Raw genomic sequence first — 17,716 nt, 5'->3', positions numbered from 1 at the left:
ACAGGGGCAGGGGCGTCTCGCTCGTGGCGGCGGCAGGTTCTGGCGCCACCCCCAGGGCCTGGCCGACCGTGTCGTTCGGCCCCGACCCCTGCCAGGCGCCGGTCAGGAGGCCGCCGCCGAGCCCTGTACCTGGTCGTGGGCTGGCCGGGCCAGGGGTGCGCGCGGTGATGGTGGCGGGCGGCCCGCTTCCGCGCGGGTTGATCGGGACCCTGGTGGGCCAGCCGACGGCGATCAGCAGTGCGATCGCCGGAATGATGAGCCAGAGTGGATCGAAGCGGGGCAGTCTGGGCATGGCGGTACAACCTCCGGGGTCGGGGGAGGCGCGGCGGCCGGGAGCGTCCGGGGTAACGGTCCCGGCCGCCGCTGGGCCGGTCCGCGAGAGCAGCGGATCGCCCGGTTCCACGGTGCGGTGTTTTGGCCCCGTTGGGTAGTCCAAAGTTTCTGATTGTGGATAACTTGCTTTGGCGTTGACTGTGAATGGGTTGCTGACCTGTGGGTCTGGCACGGCACCGGGTCGCGGCGCGCGTCCGCGCGGCTGAGGTCGGGCTGTGGACAGTGCCCGGGCGGATGGGTGTCGGACGCGGTCCCCTGGCCGGGTGCACCCACGATTGCGGTGACTTCAGGAGCGTCGCACCGGTCCTGGCGGAGATCGGCGGAAAATGGTCCTCCCGGTGGACCTGCTGCGACAGCGCGCGATCTTGAGGGATCAGGGCGGCCGGGTTTTCCGCTGGGCCGCAGCGTGGGGCCGGGTATCATCCTCCACAGGGCCCGCATAGCGGGCTCAGTTCGCACGCCCGCTTCCGAGGGTCTCCGTGAGGCCGTCGGAAGGGTCTCCTCGGTCCGTCACGTCGCGGCGGCCACGACCACTCCGGGCGTCAGGGGCAGCCGCCGTCAGGCGGCGCCGTCACAACCGAGGCGTTCGGCTGCGGCCGGACGGAGAGGAGCGACGCGCCATGGCCGTCGTCACCATGAAGCAGCTGCTCGAGAGCGGCGTGCACTTCGGGCACCAGACCAAGCGCTGGAACCCGAAGATGAAGCGGTACATCTTCACCGAGCGTAACGGCATCTACATCATTGACCTGCAGCAGACTCTCTCGTACATCGACCGCGCCTACGACTTCGTCAAGGAGACGGTGGCGCACGGTGGGACGGTGCTGTTCATCGGGACGAAGAAGCAGGCCCAGGAAGCCATCGAGGAGCAGGCCGCCCGGGTTGGCATGCCCTACGTCAAGGAGCGTTGGCTCGGCGGCATGCTGACCAACTTCTCGACGGTCTACAAGCGTCTCCAGCGGCTCAAGGAGCTCGAGGAGATCGAGGTGACCGGTGGTACCGAGGTCCGCACGAAGAAGGAGCAGCTCGTGCTGACCCGGGAGAAGGCGAAGCTGGAGCGCACCCTCGGCGGCATCCGGGACATGAGCCGGGTGCCGAGCGCGGTGTGGGTCGTGGACACGAAGAAGGAGCACATCGCGGTCGGTGAGGCGCGCAAGCTGGGCATCCCGGTTGTGGCGATCCTCGACACCAACTGCGACCCCGATGAGGTCGACTACCCGATTCCCGGCAACGACGACGCGATTCGCAGCGCGGCGCTGCTGACCCGCGTGGTTGCCGACGCGGTCGCGGACGGACTCATGTCCCGGGCCGGCGCCTCGAAGGCCGCCGACGCCAAGCCCGAGCAGTCCGCGGGTGACGAGCCGTTGGCAGAGTGGGAGCAGGCGCTGCTGCGCGGCGAGGCCGCTGCGCCCGCCGCGCCTGCGGAGCCCGCCGCGCCTGCGGAGCCCGCCGCTGCGAGCGAGGAGCAGCCCGCCGAGGAGCCGGCGCCGGCCGCCGCCGAGACCCAGTCCGACGCCGCGGTTGGCACTGCCGTCTGACCTTGCCCCATCCCACGCGCTGGGCCTTCGTGGCGCCCGGCGCGTGGGGCCGGCGGCCGGCTCGGTTGCGGCCGCCCCGGAGCGGCAGCCCGCGGCGATCGACGGAGCTGGGAGCGGTGCCGGCGACGCTCCCAGCCAGCCGGAAGGCCCGCCAGCCGGAAGGCCCGGTGCCGTGCCGCGCATCCAGGACCGTGCCGCGCCGTCAGGACCGCGCGGTGCCTTTCAGGACTAACGACAGCATCCGACCCACACCAACGAGAAGAGCACCATGGCAGACATCACAGCCGCCGACATCCGCAAGCTCCGGGAGCTGACCGGGGCGGGGATGAGCGACGTCAAGAAGGCGCTGGTCGACAACGACGGCGACTTCGAGAAGGCAAAGTCCTGGCTGCGGGAGAAGGGCAAGGCGCAGGTCGCGAAGCGCGCGACACGCAGCGCCGCCAACGGCTTGGTTGAGTCCTACCTGCACCGGACGGACCCGCAGTTGCCGCCGACCCTCGGCGTGCTCGTCGAGCTGCGCTGCGAGACGGACTTCGTGGCGAAGACCGAGGACTTCAAGCAGCTTGCCCGCGACCTCGCGCAGCACATCGCCGCCGCGGACCCGCTGTACGTCACCGCGGACCAGATCCCCAACGAGGTACTCGAGGCCGAGCGCAGGATCTACGAGGCGGCCGCCCGCGAGGAGGGCAAGCCCGAGCAGGCGATCGCGAAGATCGTTGACGGTCGGGTCAACGGCTACATCAAGAGCAGCGTGCTGCTGGACCAGCCCTGGGTGAAGGATGGCAAGGTGACCATCCGAGTCCTGCTCGACCAGGCGGGTGCGTCGCTGGGCGAGAAGATCGAGGTCGGCCGGTTCTCCCGGTTCAACATCAAGCAGGTCTGAGCGTAGGTCCACGGGCCGGCGGGCGGACAGTGGTCGCCCGCCGGTTTCGTGTTCCCTCGGGTGGCCGCCGTAGCAGTGCCCCGAGCGTCACGCGCCGAGGTGGCGAGGCGACGGTTCGACGTGCTCGGCGTGGCGCGTCCCCCCGGACTCCGGGGGAGCGGCCTTGTGCGGGACACTGCTTGTCACGGCTGTGCGATCATCGACGGGGCAGGGGCCCCGGCACCCATGGGCAGCACGTGTCGTGCTGCGGCTCGGAAGGCGGCCGTGTCCGGAGGGTGGCTGGCGGGGAGGCTGCCCTCGGAGCCGGACGGGCGCCGGCAGGTCAGAGCGGACGGAAGGACACGTGGTGATCGACGACACACTTCTCGATGCCGAGGAGAAGATGGAGAAGGCCGTCTCGGTCGCCAAGGAGGACTTCGCGAACATCCGCACCGGCCGCATCACGCCCGCGGTCTTCTCCAAGATTCTGGTGGATTACTACGGTGCGCCGACACCGGTGCAGCAGCTCGCCTCGTTTCACATCCCCGAGCCGCGCATGGTGATCATCACCCCGTACGACAAGTCGTCGCTGCCCTCGATCGAGAAGGCGGTGCGCGGCTCCGACCTCGGGGTCAACCCGAGCAACGACGGCACGATCATCCGCATTGTCTTCCCGGAGCTGTCCGAGCAGCGGCGGCGTGACCTGGTCAAGGTCGCCCGGTCCAAGGCGGAGGACGCCCGGGTGAGCATCCGCAATGTGCGGCGCCACGCCAAGGACGGGATCGACCGCATCGTCCGGGACGGTGACGCCGGTGAGGACGACGGCCGGCGCGCCGAAAAGGACCTCGACGAGGCGACCCATCGTTACGTCGGGCAGGTGGACGAGCTCCTCCGTCTCAAGGAAGCGGACCTGCTGTCGGTCTGACCATCTCCGCCACCAGAGCCGCTACGGCCCGTTCGCCCCGCGATCCGAGCCAGCTGATCGTGGCAGCGCGCGAAGGGCGGCGGCGGGGTGCGCCTGCCATTTCTATTCGCTTCTGTCGAGATATAGGCATCCATGACGGCAGTCGACGGCCGCGTCGTGATTGACGGCGGGCCATCCGGAAGCGCCGATGCGACCGGGGCGGCAGGGGGCCCGCCGCGCCGTTCCCGTGCCGGCCGGAACCTACCGGCTGCGATCGGGGTCGGCGCCCTGCTCGGCGCGATCATCCTTGTCCCGCTCTTCACGGTGCGTGCGGCGTTCGTCGGCGTCATCAGCGTCGCGGTCGCCCTGGGCACCTGGGAGGTGATCCGGGCGGTCTGGCTCACCGGCGTGCGGGTGCCGCCCGTGCCGCTGGTCGCCGGGGCGCTCGCGATGCCGGTGGTGGCCTATGTCGCCGGGACGACGGGCCTGCTGTTGACGCTCGCCGCCACCGTCGGTGTCGGGATAGCGGTGCGCGCAGCCGGACCGGCCGGGGGCCTGGTCCGGGACGTGAGTGGCATCGCGTTCGTCGCCGGTTATGTGGGCTTCCCCGCGGGGTTCGCGGCGTTGTTGACCGAACCGTCCGACGGCAGCTGGCGGGTCCTCGCCTTCCTCGGCACGGTCGTGGCCAGCGACGTCGGCGGCTACACCGCGGGGGTCCTCTCCGGGGGGCGCCACAAGATGGCCCCGAGTGTGTCCCCCGGTAAGTCATGGGAGGGCTTCGCGGGCTCCGTGGCGGCCTGCGTGCTCGTGGCGGGGATCATTGTGGCGTGGCCGCTGGGAGCGCATGCGTGGCAGGGCGTCCTGCTCGGCTTGGCGACGGCCTGCGCGGCGACGATCGGGGACCTTGGCGAGTCGCTACTCAAGCGGGACATCGGCATCAAGGACATGAGCAACCTGCTGCCCGGGCACGGCGGCGTGATGGACCGCCTGGACTCGCTGCTGTGCACCGCCCCCGTCGCCTGGCTGCTACTCGCCGCCTTCCTCGCCTGAGCGGGTGGCAGCGGTGGCACCGCTGCCACCGCGCCGCCGGCCTGCCCGTACCGGCGGTGCGATCGACCCGGTCGGGGGCGCCGGGCGGTGCGCGCTGCCCGTGCGGGCGATCGTCGCATTCGTCTACGCGCCGGCCTCCTGGCACACTGGATTCGCGATGACTCCCATGACCGCCGAATCCGAACCCTCGGACGGCCCGATGCCCGCCGGGACCGGCCGGCCGGTCCGCCTGTCCCTGACCCGCCGCGCCGGGCGGCCTGCGCGGCACCTGGCGGATCTTTCCCGAGATGAGCGCCGTCAGGTTGCCGTCTCGTTGGGCCAGCCTGCTTTTCGCGCCGACCAGCTGTCGCGCCACTACTTCGCCCGACTGGTCGACGCCGACGAGACCGAGGCGATGACCGACCTGCCCGAGGGTGCCCGCGGACCGCTCCTCGAGGCCCTGCTCCCGCGGCTGCTCATGCCCACCCGGACGCTGAGCTGCGATGACGGCCTGACCCGCAAGATTGCGTGGCGGACCGCGGACGGCGCGCTGCTCGAATCCGTGATCATGAGGTATCCGGATCGGGCGACGGTCTGCGTGTCCAGCCAGGCGGGCTGCGGCATGGGTTGCCCGTTCTGTGCCACAGGTCAGGGGGGCCTGACCCGTAACCTGTCGACGGCGGAGATCGTCGAACAGGTCGTGCACGCCGCTCGTGTGCTGCGCCGCCGGGAACTCGCCGGGGGCGAGGGCCGGTTGTCCAACGTGGTCTTCATGGGCATGGGTGAACCGCTGGCCAACTACACCGCGGTGACCGCGGCGCTGCGGCGCCTGATCGCGCCGCCGCCCGAGGGGCTGGGGCTGTCCGCGCGTGGGCTGACGGTGAGCACCGTCGGACTCGTGCCGGCGATGCGTCGGCTGGCCGGCGAGGGCCTGCCGGTGACCCTCGCGGTGTCCCTGCACGCTCCGGATGACGAGCTGCGCGACGAGCTGGTACCGATCAACACCCGGTGGCCGGTGGCCGAGGTGCTCGCCGCGGCCTGGGAGTACGCCGAGGCCAGCGGCAGGCGGGTGAGCATCGAGTACGCGCTGATCGACGGGGTCAATGACGACGTGGCCCGCGCCGACGCGCTCGCGACCCTGCTCGCCGGCCGTCTCGCGCACGTCAATCTCATCCCGCTGAACCCGACGGATGGTTCGTCCTGGCGGGCCAGTGCTCCCGCCGGCCAGCGTGCGTTCGTCCGCCGGCTGCGGGCGCGGGGAATTGCCACCACCGTGCGTGATACCCGCGGCCGGGAGATCGCGGCGGCCTGCGGCCAACTCGCCGCCGAGCCCGCCGGACGTGCCAGGCACGTCGAGTCCGCGACGACCGTCGAGGCCGCCGGCGCGACGAACGGTTCGCCTGCGCACGGCAACCGTGTCCTTCGGTAGCCCGGCGAGTCGACGGCGCGGTTCCCTGCGGCACCGCGCGCGGACGACGAACACGGTCTGGTTGCCGATCACCGCCGCAGTCGGCGTGCTCCTGCTTCTGCTGTGGTACGCCATCTCGCGGGACTCCGGCCCGGAGCATGCCTCGGGGCCGTCCTCGGCGCTCGGTCCCGCTGGCGGGCGTGAACCGCGCGCGGTGGCCGTCTCGGCGTCGCCGACGCCCACCGTCCCTCCGCTGCCACCCAGTGGGTGCATCACCGGGAAGACCCTGCCGTCCGGGGTGAGTACCCGCACGTTGCGGGTGGGTGGTGCCGACCGCACGTATGTCCTGGCAGTTCCCGCCGCCGGCTCGCAGGCCCGGGCGCTTCCGCTGATCCTCACCTTCCACGATCTTGGGCAGAGCACCGATGATCTGGAGGCTTACACCCGGCTGGCTGATCAGGGCACCAAGGCCGGCTTCGCGGTCGCGGCCCCGATCGGGACGCGGGATCGGTGGAACTTTCCCCGGTCCACCGCCGTCGGCCCCGACGACGTGCTGTTCGAGGGGATGCTGGTCAACGAGCTCACGGGCCGGATGTGCCTCGATGCGAAGCGCATATTCGCCGTCGGTTACGGAGACGGCGCGAACATGGTGCTCACGGCGGCCTGCGCGTTGCCGGGCAGGTTCGCGGCGGCGGTCACGGTCGGCTCGAGTGTGTTGCCGGCCTCCTGCGCGGCGCCCACCACGAACCTGCTCGAGATCCACGGGACGGCCGACCAGGTCGCGCCGCTCGACGGTGGGGGCGCCCCCCGTTCGGCACCGTTCGCGGGCGTGGCCGCCCAGTCGACGCCCGACTGGCTCGCCCGCTACGCCTCCGCACTTCGGTGCAGCGGCGCCACCCAGGTCTCCCGGGACACCGCGGCCTGGCAGCGCACCGTCTGGACCGGCTGCCCGAGCGGCCGGGACGTCGGGTTGCTGGCCATGCAAGGTAGCGGGCACACCTGGCCTGGCGCGCAGGCCCGCCCGGCGCTCGGCCCGACCTCGGATGCCTTCAGCGCCACCGTCGTGGCATTGACCTATTTCGGCTACACCCCCGCCTCCGGGGACGTCGGCGGCGCCGGGTCGCCGGGCTCGGCCGCGGCGCCCCCGCTGCCCGGCCCACCTGCCCCGAGCGGCTCGCCCGCTGCCTTGGCCGCACCAGCCGCACCGGCCGCACCGTCGTCGACGGCGAACGCGTCACCCTCGGTGAGTGCGAGCCCGGGCGCCGGCACGGGCGGTCCGGTCAGTCCTACGCCGTCGACATCACCGTCGGTGACCGGGACGCCATCGTCGGCGGCTGCGGACGGATGAGCTCCCCCGTTTGGGTGCGAGACCGGCGACCCCGCCGGGTTGAGGTCGACATCGCCGCGACGGGGAGAGGATGAGGTCACGAAAGGTAGTGGCCGTCAGACCCATTGCACATCTACGGGTGGCACCTGTCATGAACCGAACAGGGCGGCGCCGAGGCGCCGACGGGCCTGAGAGAATGGAGATGTGGTGGAGGCTTCGAACCTGCGTGAAGTTGTTCTGCTCGGGTCCACGGGCTCGATCGGAACCCAGGCCATAGACGTCATACGCCGCAATCCTCAGCGCTTTCGCGTGGTGGCGCTGATGGGCGGCGGGTCCCGGGTGGACCTGCTCGCGGCCCAGGCACTCGATCTCGGTGTCCAGGCGGTGGGCGTGGCTGCGGCATCGGCCGCCCAGGACCTGCAGCTCGCCTTCTTCGCGGAGGCGACGCGGCGGGGCTACCGCCGGGGCGAGTTCGCCGTGCCGAAGATCCTGGCGGGGCCCGATGCGGCCAGTGAAATCGCCGCATGGCCCTGTGACATTGTTCTCAACGGCATCACCGGGTCGGTCGGTCTCGCACCGACGCTCGCCGCGTTGGCCGCCGGTCGGACGGTGGCGCTGGCGAACAAGGAGTCGTTGGTCGCCGGCGGGCCCCTGGTCCTGGACGCGCTCGGCGGCGACCCGGACCGGCTCATCCCGGTGGACTCCGAACACTCCGCGTTGGCACAGTGCCTGCGCGGCGGCCGCCGGGACGAGGTGCGCAAGCTCGTTCTCACGGCCAGCGGCGGGCCGTTCCGCGGGCGTCGCCGCGACGAGCTCGCCGCTGTCACCCCGCAGCAGGCGCTGGCCCATCCCACCTGGGACATGGGCCCCTTTGTCACGATCAACTCCGCGACCCTGATGAACAAGGGCCTGGAGCTGATCGAGGCGCACCTGTTCTTCGGAGTGCCCTACGACGACATCGACGTCGTCGTGCATCCCCAGTCGTTGGTGCACTCGATGGTCGAGTTCACCGACGGGTCAACCCTGGCCCAGGTATCGCCGCCCGACATGCGTCTGCCCATCGCGCTGGCCCTGGGCTGGCCGGAACGGGTGGCCGAGGCGCAGCCGCCGATGGACTGGACCCGCGCCCAGGCGCTCACCTTCGAACCGCTCGACGAGGTCGCCTTCCCGGCCGTGGAGCTCGCGCGCACGGCCGGTCGCCGGGGCGGCACCGCACCTGCGGTGTTCAATGCGGCCAACGAGGAGGCGGTGGCGGCCTTCCTGGCCGGACGCCTGCCCTTCGTCCGTATCGTCGATCTGGTGGCCGAGGTCATCGCCGAACACGAGGTCGTGGACCACCCGTCACTCGACGAGGTGTTCGCCACCGAGCGGGCCGCGCGGGACGCGGCGCAGCGGTTGATCCAGCGCGAGAGCGAACGGGAATCAGTGTGAATCACGCTTCGTCCGGGGTGGGCGGCGGATCCCACCCGACCGGCTCCCGTTGCGGGGTCGGTGCGATCCGCCCGGGCCGAGCCGGGCGTGGCGGTTCGCGGGGTCCCCGGGCTCACCCGGGCACCTCCGACCGGTGTCCCACCGGGCGGAGGCCGGCCTGATGGCGATTCTCGGCATCGTGGCGTTCGCCGCGGCGCTGCTCGTGTCCGTGGTGTTGCACGAGGGCGGGCACTTCGTGACCGCCCGGCACTACGGCATGAAGGCCTCGAAGTTCTTCGTGGGTTTCGGGCCGACGATCTGGTCTCGCCAGCGCGGCGAGACCGAGTACGGCGTCAAGGCCGTCCCCGCCGGCGGCTTCGTCAAGATCGAGGGGATGACGCCGCTGGAGGAGATCGATCCGGCCGACGAGCCCCGGGCGTTCCACAACGCCGGGGCCCGGGCCCGGTTGGTGGTCATGTCCGCCGGTTCCTTCGTGCACTTCGTCATCGCCATCGTGCTGATCTATCTGGTGCTGGTCACGCTCGGCACCAAGCAGGTCAGCACGAAGATCAGCGCGACGAGCTGCGTGGCGACGACCGTGAACTGTTCCGGGCCCGGCCCCGCCGCCGCGGCGGGGATGAGGCTCGGCGACCGGGTCGTCAGCTTTGACGGGGTCGCGGTGCACAGCTGGAAGGACTTCACCCGCCGGGTGCGCGAGCACGGCGCCGGCCCCACCTCGCTTGTGGTGGAGCGGGACGGCCGGCGGTTGACCCTCACCCCGGACCTGGTCGAGGTCCGCCGCAACCGCGAGACCGGCGATTCGGGGAACGACCGGGTCGGTGCGCTGGGCGTCCGGCCCGGACTCGAGACGGTGCACTACAACCCGATCGAGGCCGTTCCGCACACCTTCGACGTGATCGGCTCCGGCTTCACCGGCATGTACGACACATTGACCCACCGGATCGGCGACGTCGGTAAGATCTTCAGTAACGATCGCGATCCCGAGGGCTTCATCAGTGTCGTGGGTGCGGCGCGCATCGGCGGGGACGTCGTCTCGGCGCCCGACAGCTCGGTGCTCGACCGGGTGGGCCAGTTCCTCATCCTGGTGGCCGCGATCAACCTCGCGGTCGGCATCTTCAACCTGCTGCCCCTGCTGCCGTTGGACGGCGGCCACATCGCCGTACTGGGCTTCGAGCAGGCCAGACATGGTCTGCGCAGGCTTCGGGGCTACCGTGGTCCGGTACAAAAGGTGGATTTCGCCAAGCTTTTACCAGCCACGTACGCCACGGTCGTCGTCCTACTGGGGTTCAGCCTTCTCCTCCTGTCCGCCGACATCTTCAACCCGATCCGCCTGAACCAGTGAACCCGCACGGTTGCGCGAGACCGTGCGCCCTACTGCCCTGCGTCCCGCAGCCGACAGGCCGAATCAGCCGCACGTCGATCCATTTTTCCGATTCGCCAGTGAGGACAACGTGACCGTTACTCTGGGCATGCCAGCCGCTCCGGCCCGACCGCTCGGCACTCGGCGGCACAGCCGGCAGATCAACGTGGGCAACGTTCCGGTCGGGGGTGACGCTCCGGTCTCCATACAGTCGATGTGCACCACGTTGACCTCGGACGTCAACGCGACACTGCAGCAGATAGCCGAGCTCACCGCCTCGGGCTGTCAGATCGTCCGGGTGGCCGTCCCCAGCCAGGACGACGCCGACGCGCTTGCGGCCATCGCCCGAAAGTCGCCGATCCCGGTGATCGCGGACATCCACTTCCAGCCCAAGTACGTCTTCGCCGCGATCGACGCCGGCTGCGCCGCGGTGCGCGTCAACCCCGGCAACATCAAGGCGTTCGACGACAAGGTCGGCGAAATCGCGCGCGCGGCGAAGGCCGCCGGCACCCCGATCCGGATCGGGGTCAACGCCGGCTCCCTCGACAAGCGGCTGCTCGCCAAGTACGGCAAGGCCACACCGGAGGCGCTCACCGAGTCGGCGCTGTGGGAGTGCTCGCTGTTCGAGGAGCACGACTTCCGCGACATCAAGATCTCGGTCAAGCACCACGACCCGGTCGTCATGATCCAGGCCTACCGCCTGCTCGCCCAGTCCTGCGACTACCCCCTGCACCTCGGCGTGACCGAGGCGGGCCCGGCGTTCCAGGGCACCGTCAAGTCCTCGGTCGCCTTCGGCGCGCTGCTCGCCGAGGGCATCGGCGACACGATCCGGGTCTCGCTGTCCGCGCCGCCGGTCGAGGAGGTCAAGGTCGGCGCCGCGATCCTGGAGTCCCTCGGACTCCGGCAGCGTAAGCTGGAGATCGTGTCCTGCCCGTCCTGCGGCCGGGCCCAGGTCGACGTCTACACCCTCGCCAACCAGGTCAGCGCCGGTCTCGAAGGCATGGAGGTCCCGTTGCGCGTTGCCGTGATGGGCTGCGTGGTCAACGGGCCGGGCGAGGCTCGGGAGGCCGACCTCGGCGTTGCGTCCGGGAACGGCAAGGGCCAGATCTTCGTCAAGGGCGAGATCGTCAAGACCGTGCCCGAGGCTCAGATCGTGGAGACCCTCATCGAGGAAGCCATGCGGCTGGCCGAGCAGATGTCGGCGGACGGCACCCCGTCCGGCGAGCCTTCGGTCACCGTCAGCTAGGCGGCGCGACCGGATGGGCCTGCCGCTGCGCTCCGCGTCGACGCGCCTGCTCGACGACCGGGATCTTCCCGCCGTGCGCGAGCTGCTGGCCCGTAATCCGGTCGCCGACGTGTTCGTTGCGTCCCGCGTCGAGGCCGCCGGGCTTGACCCGTGGCGGCTCGGCGCAGAGATGTGGGGTCACACGGTCGACGGTCACCTGGCCGCGCTGTGTTACTCCGGCGCCAACCTCTGGCCCGTGGCGGCGGGCCCCGCTTCGGCGAAGCTGTTTGCCGAGCGGGCCCGCCGGCAGGGTCGCCGCTGCTCCTCCGTCGTCGGCGTCTCCTCGTCGGTCATGGCGATGTGGCAGCGGCTCGAGCCGACCTGGGGACGTGCTCGCGAGGTCCGGGCCGACCAGCCGTTGCTCGTGATCGACGGGCCGCCACTCATCGTGCCCGACCCGGCTGTGCGCCCCGTCCGGCCCGATGAACTGGACATCCTGCTGCCGGCCTGCATCGCCATGTTCACCGAGGAGATCGGGGTGTCCCCGGTCCTGGCCGACGGCGGGGCGCTCTACCGGGCCCGCGTCGCGGAGTTCGTCGGTCAGCGGCGCTCGTTCGCACACATCGTCGATGGCCGCGTGCTGTTCAAAGCTGAGATCGGCGCGGTCGCCGGGGATGTCTGCCAGATCCAGGGTGTCTGGGTGGATCCGGCGCTGCGCGGGCGCGGGCTGGGCGCGGCCGGCACCGCCAGCGTCGTCGCGCTCGCGCGGACGGCATTTGCCCCGCGGGTGAGCCTGTATGTCAACGACTTCAATCACGCCGCCCGCCGGGCCTACGAGCGGGTTGGATTCCAGCGCGTGGGCACCTTCGCCTCGATCCTGTTCTAGCTCGCGTCGCTTCCGCCTTCTGAGCCCCGACGCTGCCCCCGCCCATCGCCCCCTCGTAGCCGTCGATCTTGCTGGGCAGGTCCCTGACCTGGTCCGCGGCATGTTCCGGATGGTCCGTGAGGGATTCATCGACATCATCGATCGCTGTCTGTTTTGTTCAGATTTATGGCGAAGTCGGCGAATTTTATTGCGCAACGATGTCTGGGCGATGAGGGTGCATGGTCAGGATGCAGGGCATCTGGCATGCTTACCATCCCGATGACGTCGATTGACTTGCATGGCGCGGGCGTCAGCCTGCGCGAAGGGGGCTTTTATGAGGGTGAGCAGACTGTGGCGCGCCGCGGCGCCACTGATCACCGCGGGGGCGCTGGCGCTGGCGGTGGTGGGCTGCTCGAGCTCGAGCGACGGTGACAGCGCCTCGGCGAGCGCGACGCCCGGTCAGGTGAGCGGGACGCTCCGGCTCGGGTACTTCCCGAACCTCACCCATGCGCCCGCGCTCTACGGCGTCGAGAAGGGGATCTTCGCCAAGGAACTCGGTTCCGGCGTCACCGTGAAGACGTCGACGTTCAACTCCGGCGTCCAGGAGGCCGAGGCCGTCCTGTCCGGGGCGCTCGACGCCGGATACATCGGGCCGAACCCCGCGGTGAACAGCTTCATCAAGTCGAACGGCGAGGCTGTCCGGATCATCTCCGGTGCGACGTCGGGTGGCGCGGCACTCGTGGTGCGCCCGGACATCACCTCGGTGGCGCAGCTCAAGGGCACCACGCTCGCGACGCCGAGCCTCGGTAACACCCAGGACGTGGCTTTGCGCTACTACCTGAAGAAGAACGGCCTGAAGACGGACACCCAGGGCGGTGGCGACGTCTCGATCAAGCCGCAGGACAACTCCCTCACGGTCGACGCCTTCACCAACAAGGCAATCGACGGCGCGTGGGTGCCCGAGCCGACGGCGTCCCGGCTGGTCGCTGCGGGCGGCAAGGTGCTCGTGAACGAGGCGGACGAGTGGCCCGAGACCAAGGGCCAGTTCGTCACGACGGTGCTGCTGGTGCGCACCGCCTACCTGAAGAAGAACCCGGAGATCGTTCGCCGGCTCGTCAGCGCCAACGTGGCGTCCATCAACGGCCTCAACGCCGACCGGGACGCCGGTGCGAAGGTCACCAACACGGCCCTGGGCAAGCTCGCCGGCAAGCCGCTGTCGGACAAGGTCCTGACCTCGGCGTGGAAGTCGTTGACGTTCACGCCCGACCCGATCGCCGCCTCCCTGCTCACCTCGGCCAAGCACCAGCAGGAGCTCGGCCTGATCAAGAATCCGAAGCTCGACGGGATCTTCGATCTGGCGATCCTCAACGACCTCCTGTCGAAGCAGGGCAAGCCGGCCGTCTCCGACTCCTGACCCACCCGCAGGGCACCCTGGCCGGGCGTGCGTCTCCACCGCAACGGGGGAATGATCCGTGACCGCTGTCCGCTCCGACACCGCAGTGCGCATCGACGGCATCAGCCGGTTCTTCGGCGCCGGCGCCGCCCGTGTCCAGGCGTTGGACAACGTCTCCCTGGACGTTCGGTCCGGCGAGTTCCTCTGTCTGCTCGGCGCGTCGGGATGCGGCAAGTCGACGCTACTCGGCTTGATCGCCGGTCTCGACGCGCCGAGCGCCGGCACCGTGGACACCACCGGTCGTCGTGCCGGGATGATGTTCCAGGACTCGGCGCTGCTGCCGTGGCTCACCGCGGGCGGCAACATCGAGGTGCCGTTGCGGCTGCGGGGAATCCGCCGCGGCGAGCGGCGGGAGCGGGTGGAACGCCTGCTCGCGATGGTTCGCCTCGCCGGCCTGGCCGACAAGCGTCCCCACGAGCTGTCCGGGGGCATGCGCCAGCGGGTGAGCCTCGCCCGCGCGTTCGCGCAGGAGGCCGACATCCTCTGCATGGACGAGCCCTTCGGTGCCCTCGACGCGATGACCCGCGACCTGCTCCACGACGAGCTGGAACGGATCTGGCGGGAGACCGGTGTCACGGTCATCTTCGTCACCCACGACGTCCGCGAGGCCGTCCGGCTCGGCGACCGCATCGTGCTGTTGTCCTCCCGGCCCGGCCGGGTCGCGGAGATCTTTGATGTCGACATCGAGCGGCCGCGGCGGATCGACTCCGCCCGGGTCGCGGAACTGGCCACCACGGTGACCACGCGACTGCGCGAGGAGGTTGGCCGGCATGGCCACTGAAAGTGGCACCTCGACCCGGCTCCGCGGCCGGTCGACGGGCCTCGACGCCGAGACCGGGCTCGCGGTGGACGCGGCGCTCGCCGGTCTCGACGCGCTCGACATCCCGACCGCGCAGCGGCGGCCGCTCGCGGCCCGGGCCTGGGCGGCGACCTGGCCGAAGATCGGCGCCCTCGCCCTGTTCCTGCTGCTGTGGCAGATCGTCGTCTGGAGCGGCTGGAAGCCCACGTACCTGCTGCCCGGGCCGGGCAAGGCACTGTCCGAGTTCGGCAGCCGCCTCGGCACCGGCCACTTCTGGGACGCCCTGGCGCGCACCCTGGTCCGAGCCCTGGAGGGCTACGCCCTCGCGGTCGTGATCGGGGTCGTGGTGGGGGTCGTGGTCTCCCGCTCCACCATCCTGCGCACCGCGGTGGGCTCCTTCATCACCGCGCTGCAGACGATGCCGTCCATCGTCTGGTTCCCCCTGGCCATCCTGCTGTTCAAGCTCAGCGAGTCGGCGATCCTGTTCGTCGTGGTGCTCGGGGCCGCGCCCTCGGTTGCCAACGGGGTGATCTACGGCGTCGACTACGTGCCGCCGCTGCTGGTACGGGTCGGCCGCAGCATGGGCGCGCGAGGGTTCTCCCTTTACCGGTACGTCGTGGCGCCGGCAGCCCTGCCGTCGGTGTTGGCGGGGCTCAAGCAGGGCTGGGCGTTCTGCTGGCGCAGCCTGATGGCCGGCGAGCTGCTGGTCATCGTTCCCGGCCATTCCTCGGTCGGTGCCGACCTGCAGAACTCCCGGGAACTGATCGACACGGTCGGGGTGATGGCCTCGATGATCACCATCTTCGTCGTCGGAGTCCTCGTCGACGCCGCCTTCAACACCGCCGACCAGCGGATGCGCGTGCGTCGCGGTCTCATCGCCGAGGGGACGTCCGCGGTGCGGGCGGCCCGGGGCGGCCGGGGACGCGGCGTGACCGGCAGCGGCGTCGACCCGGTGGGAGGCTCCGGCGATGGCACGGTGCCGCATCAGCCGGCGGACACGGGTGCCGGGGGAGCGGACGGCGGTCATGCGGGCGGCGCAGGCTGAACGGGTCGCATCCTGTTTCCCTCGGCTGGGTCGCCGCCGCGGACGGTGAGTGTCGCCGAGCTCGCCCGCGCCGCGCCCGGCGAACCCGCCGGGGGCGCTTGGTGCTGCCGGGCGGCAAAATGGATGCATGCAGATCTCCGCTCGCGCCGACTACGCGCTGCGCGCACTCCTGACGTTGGCGGCGAGTGACGGCGAGCTCGTCAAGGGCGAGTCGCTTGCCACCACGCAGGATCTGCCGTTGCGTTTCCTCGAGAACATTCTGACCGACCTGCGCCGGGCCGGGCTGGTCCAAAGCCGCCGGGGTGCCGACGGGGGCTACCAGCTGGGCCGCCCCGCCGATCAGATCACCGTCGCCACGGTGATCCGAGTGACCGACGGCCCGCTCGCGAGCGTGCGCGGGCGCCGTCCCGAAGATGCCTGCTACGAGGGCGCGGCCAAGAATCTGCAGGACGTCTGGATCGCCGTCCGGGTCAACCTGCGCCGCGTCCTGGAGAACGTGACCCTGGCCGACGTCGCCGGCGGTCGACTCCCGGAGATCATAACTACTCTAGGTAATGATCCCGATGCCTGGGTCACGCGCTAGCGCACGGGCGGGCGCTCACGACGCTCCCGGCAGCGCACGGGTGGCTGTTGCGGGCGGCAGGCCGGCGGCGAGGCGCGCCCGCTGGGCACGCACGGCCGCCCCGCTCAGGGCGTCGACGGCGAGCTTCCGGGCGTCGGCGCCGAGGACGGCGGTGGCGTCATGGGCCGCCGCGGCGCAGGCGTCCTCGATCTGGGCCAGCAGGGCCAGCGAGGCGGCGACGCTGACCGGCGTCGCGGGGATCCGGTAGGCGGGCAGCGCCGGAGGAGCCTGACCGCCCCGGGCGCCGATCACGGCGACGAGGTCGTCGCGCAGCGCCTGGTGGGCGACCCAGCTCAGCCGGGCCAGCTCGCGGGCGCCGGCGGCCGCGGGGCCCAGCGGCGCGAGCGCCCCGCCTGCGGCCGCGGCGGCGTAGATCGCGGCGTGGGTGGCCGTGAGCATCGTGTTCAGGGCGTCGACGGCGGTCGCCTGGCTGGGAGCCGCCGGGCTCTGCCGGGCCGCCCGAGCCTGGGCGGGGGCGGCCGCGACGACCCGTCGGCCCCGCCTTCCCGGGGTCACCCGACGCTCCCGGCGGTCGCGGCCGGGCGGCCGGCGTTGACCTGCGCGAGGTAGAGATCGAGCAGTTCCACCTGCGCGACACCGGCGGCGTGCAGGCTGGCCAGCGACGGCGCGAGTAGGCCGGTTACCCGTAGGCTGTCCGTGCGCGCCGCGGCCGACGCTCTGCTCTCGGTGGCACGTAGCGATGCCAGCGTCGCCGCACGGGCCGTGGGCGACTCGTCGACCCCGCCGGCCGTGGCCGCCACCCCGGCCAGCGCGGATGCTGTGGGGTTCGATCCGGTTGCCCAGGCCGGCGGCCTGGGCGCCACCGCGGCTGGGACCTGTGCTCCCAGCGTCGACACGGCGACCTCGTGATGGGCACGCAGCGGGTCGAACAGGAAGCGCAGGGACGGATGCCGTCCCGCCGCGGTCCGGTACGCGGCAGCCAGCGCTGTGGCGCGGACGACCGCGCCCCGGGCCGCGGCCGTGTCGCCCGCTGCGAGTCCGCCGCTCGCCCTGGTCGGGGGCGAGACCGTCGTGGCGCAGCCGGCCACCCCGATCGCGTCGGCGAGAGTAAGTCCACCGATCCCCAGCAGGATCCGTCGCCGCGAGACGGGTGTGCGCAACGCCGGGTCCACGGTCCCGAGCTTCGCACATCCCGCCGGCCGGGCCGACCGCTGTCCGGCCCTGCGCGGGTGATCGGTGCGTGGGCCGCGGCCAACGGGCGCTGCGGCGGACGTAGGCTATGGATCTCATCTCGTCCGCCACCGCTGTGGTCCGGTGGGCTCGTGGGCGGTGGTCCGTCGGCGGGAGTCGCCGTGCGTCGTCGTTGTTCAGCCCGCAGGTAAGTCCGTGGTGTCTGGCCGAACCTGGGTATCGCCCCTGGTAGCCGGCCGCTGCCGGCGTGACGGCTCGCGGCGGCGGCGAGGTGGCGGCGAGGTGGCCGGCCGGCAGTGGGCGGCGAGACGATCGGGACAGGCGCGAACGCGGGAAGGGACGGACCAGGTGTCAGGGGCGGGGGAG

At 71.3% G+C, this 17,716-nt stretch carries 16 protein-coding genes and 1 pseudogene; 14 read left to right on the top strand and 3 right to left on the bottom strand.

Annotated elements, in window-relative coordinates; all coding sequences use genetic code 11:
- Positions 1–292, bottom strand: a pseudogene (locus NBZ85_RS13065) (M23 family metallopeptidase); the annotation flags it as partial.
- A 661-nt stretch (positions 293–953) separates the two neighbouring features.
- On the opposite strand from NBZ85_RS13065, the gene rpsB reads away from it, so the two are divergent.
- The 14 genes from rpsB (at position 954) to NBZ85_RS12995 (ending at position 16,159) form a co-directional block, all read left to right on the top strand.
- Positions 954–1,868: a 30S ribosomal protein S2 gene (gene rpsB, locus NBZ85_RS13060; protein WP_261556102.1), complete on the top strand. Its 915-nt coding sequence runs from the start codon at positions 954–956 to the stop codon at positions 1,866–1,868.
- 268 nt (positions 1,869–2,136) lie between these two features.
- Positions 2,137–2,751: a translation elongation factor Ts gene (gene tsf / locus NBZ85_RS13055; RefSeq protein ID WP_261556103.1), complete on the top strand. Its 615-nt coding sequence runs from the start codon at positions 2,137–2,139 to the stop codon at positions 2,749–2,751.
- Positions 2,752–3,097: 346 nt separating this feature from the next.
- Positions 3,098–3,655: a ribosome recycling factor gene (frr, locus tag NBZ85_RS13050; RefSeq protein ID WP_261556104.1), complete on the top strand. Its 558-nt coding sequence runs from the start codon at positions 3,098–3,100 to the stop codon at positions 3,653–3,655.
- Positions 3,656–3,787: 132 nt separating this feature from the next.
- Positions 3,788–4,684, top strand: a complete 897-nt coding sequence (locus NBZ85_RS13045; protein WP_261556105.1) for a phosphatidate cytidylyltransferase — start codon at positions 3,788–3,790, stop codon at positions 4,682–4,684.
- 166 nt (positions 4,685–4,850) lie between these two features.
- Positions 4,851–6,092, top strand: a complete 1,242-nt coding sequence (gene rlmN, locus NBZ85_RS13040; RefSeq protein WP_372517711.1) for a dual-specificity RNA methyltransferase RlmN — start codon at positions 4,851–4,853, stop codon at positions 6,090–6,092.
- Complete coding sequence (locus tag NBZ85_RS13035) at positions 6,079–7,419, top strand: CE1 family esterase (protein WP_261556106.1); 1,341 nt, start codon at positions 6,079–6,081, stop codon at positions 7,417–7,419. The genes rlmN and NBZ85_RS13035 overlap by 14 nt, the downstream gene beginning before the upstream one ends.
- Before the next feature lie 186 nt (positions 7,420–7,605).
- The gene (dxr, locus tag NBZ85_RS13030) at positions 7,606–8,829 is read left to right on the top strand and encodes a 1-deoxy-D-xylulose-5-phosphate reductoisomerase (protein ID WP_261556123.1); all 1,224 of its coding nucleotides are present in this window, start codon (positions 7,606–7,608) and stop codon (positions 8,827–8,829) included.
- Between the two features lie 160 nt (positions 8,830–8,989).
- Positions 8,990–10,171 carry a M50 family metallopeptidase gene (locus NBZ85_RS13025; protein ID WP_261556107.1) on the top strand — a complete coding sequence of 394 codons (1,182 nt, stop codon included), beginning with the start codon at positions 8,990–8,992 and terminating at the stop codon, positions 10,169–10,171.
- A 109-nt stretch (positions 10,172–10,280) separates the two neighbouring features.
- Complete coding sequence (gene ispG / locus NBZ85_RS13020; protein WP_261556108.1) at positions 10,281–11,435, top strand: flavodoxin-dependent (E)-4-hydroxy-3-methylbut-2-enyl-diphosphate synthase; 1,155 nt, start codon at positions 10,281–10,283, stop codon at positions 11,433–11,435.
- 13 nt (positions 11,436–11,448) lie between these two features.
- Positions 11,449–12,300, top strand: a complete 852-nt coding sequence (locus tag NBZ85_RS13015) for a GNAT family N-acetyltransferase (RefSeq protein ID WP_261556109.1) — start codon at positions 11,449–11,451, stop codon at positions 12,298–12,300.
- A 313-nt stretch (positions 12,301–12,613) separates the two neighbouring features.
- The gene (locus NBZ85_RS13010; RefSeq protein WP_261556110.1) at positions 12,614–13,693 is read left to right on the top strand and encodes an ABC transporter substrate-binding protein; all 1,080 of its coding nucleotides are present in this window, start codon (positions 12,614–12,616) and stop codon (positions 13,691–13,693) included.
- A 58-nt stretch (positions 13,694–13,751) separates the two neighbouring features.
- Positions 13,752–14,513, top strand: coding sequence for an ABC transporter ATP-binding protein (locus NBZ85_RS13005; protein WP_261556111.1), 762 nt, complete (start codon positions 13,752–13,754; stop codon positions 14,511–14,513).
- Entirely contained in the window at positions 14,503–15,576 is a 1,074-nt protein-coding gene (locus NBZ85_RS13000; protein WP_261556112.1) for an ABC transporter permease, read from the top strand. Before NBZ85_RS13005 ends, NBZ85_RS13000 begins: the two co-directional genes overlap by 11 nt.
- A 127-nt stretch (positions 15,577–15,703) precedes the next feature.
- On the top strand, positions 15,704–16,159 hold the full coding sequence (locus NBZ85_RS12995) for an RrF2 family transcriptional regulator (protein WP_261556113.1): 456 nt from the start codon (positions 15,704–15,706) through the stop codon (positions 16,157–16,159).
- Positions 16,160–16,174: 15 nt separating this feature from the next.
- Here the strand turns inward: NBZ85_RS12995 and NBZ85_RS12990 are convergent, their stop codons facing one another.
- Both NBZ85_RS12990 and NBZ85_RS12985 read right to left on the bottom strand, forming a co-directional pair.
- A complete protein-coding gene (locus NBZ85_RS12990; RefSeq protein ID WP_261556115.1) occupies positions 16,175–16,714 on the bottom strand; it encodes a DUF4439 domain-containing protein in 540 nt (179 codons plus the stop codon).
- A complete protein-coding gene (locus tag NBZ85_RS12985; protein ID WP_261556116.1) occupies positions 16,711–17,319 on the bottom strand; it encodes a hypothetical protein in 609 nt (202 codons plus the stop codon). Before NBZ85_RS12985 ends, NBZ85_RS12990 begins: the two co-directional genes overlap by 4 nt.
- Positions 17,320–17,716: the final 397 nt, after the last annotated feature.

Source organism: Frankia tisae (genome assembly GCF_025403405.1).
GTDB lineage: Bacteria > Actinomycetota > Actinomycetes > Frankiales > Frankiaceae > Frankia > Frankia tisai.
This window is presented reverse-complemented; position numbering and strand designations above follow the sequence as displayed.

Excerpts from the sequence above, each read along its gene's own strand:
- rpsB (WP_261556102.1), top strand. The coding sequence starts at position 954 with ATGGCCGTCGTCACCATGAAGCAGCTGCTCGAGAGCGGCGTGCACTTC.
- NBZ85_RS13010 (WP_261556110.1), top strand. The coding sequence starts at position 12,614 with ATGAGGGTGAGCAGACTGTGGCGCGCCGCGGCGCCACTGATCACCGCG.
- rlmN (WP_372517711.1), top strand. The coding sequence starts at position 4,851 with ATGACCGCCGAATCCGAACCCTCGGACGGCCCGATGCCCGCCGGGACC.
- tsf (WP_261556103.1), top strand. The coding sequence starts at position 2,137 with ATGGCAGACATCACAGCCGCCGACATCCGCAAGCTCCGGGAGCTGACC.
- NBZ85_RS13025 (WP_261556107.1), top strand. The coding sequence starts at position 8,990 with ATGGCGATTCTCGGCATCGTGGCGTTCGCCGCGGCGCTGCTCGTGTCC.
- NBZ85_RS13045 (WP_261556105.1), top strand. The coding sequence starts at position 3,788 with ATGACGGCAGTCGACGGCCGCGTCGTGATTGACGGCGGGCCATCCGGA.
- NBZ85_RS13015 (WP_261556109.1), top strand. The coding sequence starts at position 11,449 with ATGGGCCTGCCGCTGCGCTCCGCGTCGACGCGCCTGCTCGACGACCGG.
- NBZ85_RS13000 (WP_261556112.1), top strand. The coding sequence starts at position 14,503 with ATGGCCACTGAAAGTGGCACCTCGACCCGGCTCCGCGGCCGGTCGACG.
- NBZ85_RS12995 (WP_261556113.1), top strand. The coding sequence starts at position 15,704 with ATGCAGATCTCCGCTCGCGCCGACTACGCGCTGCGCGCACTCCTGACG.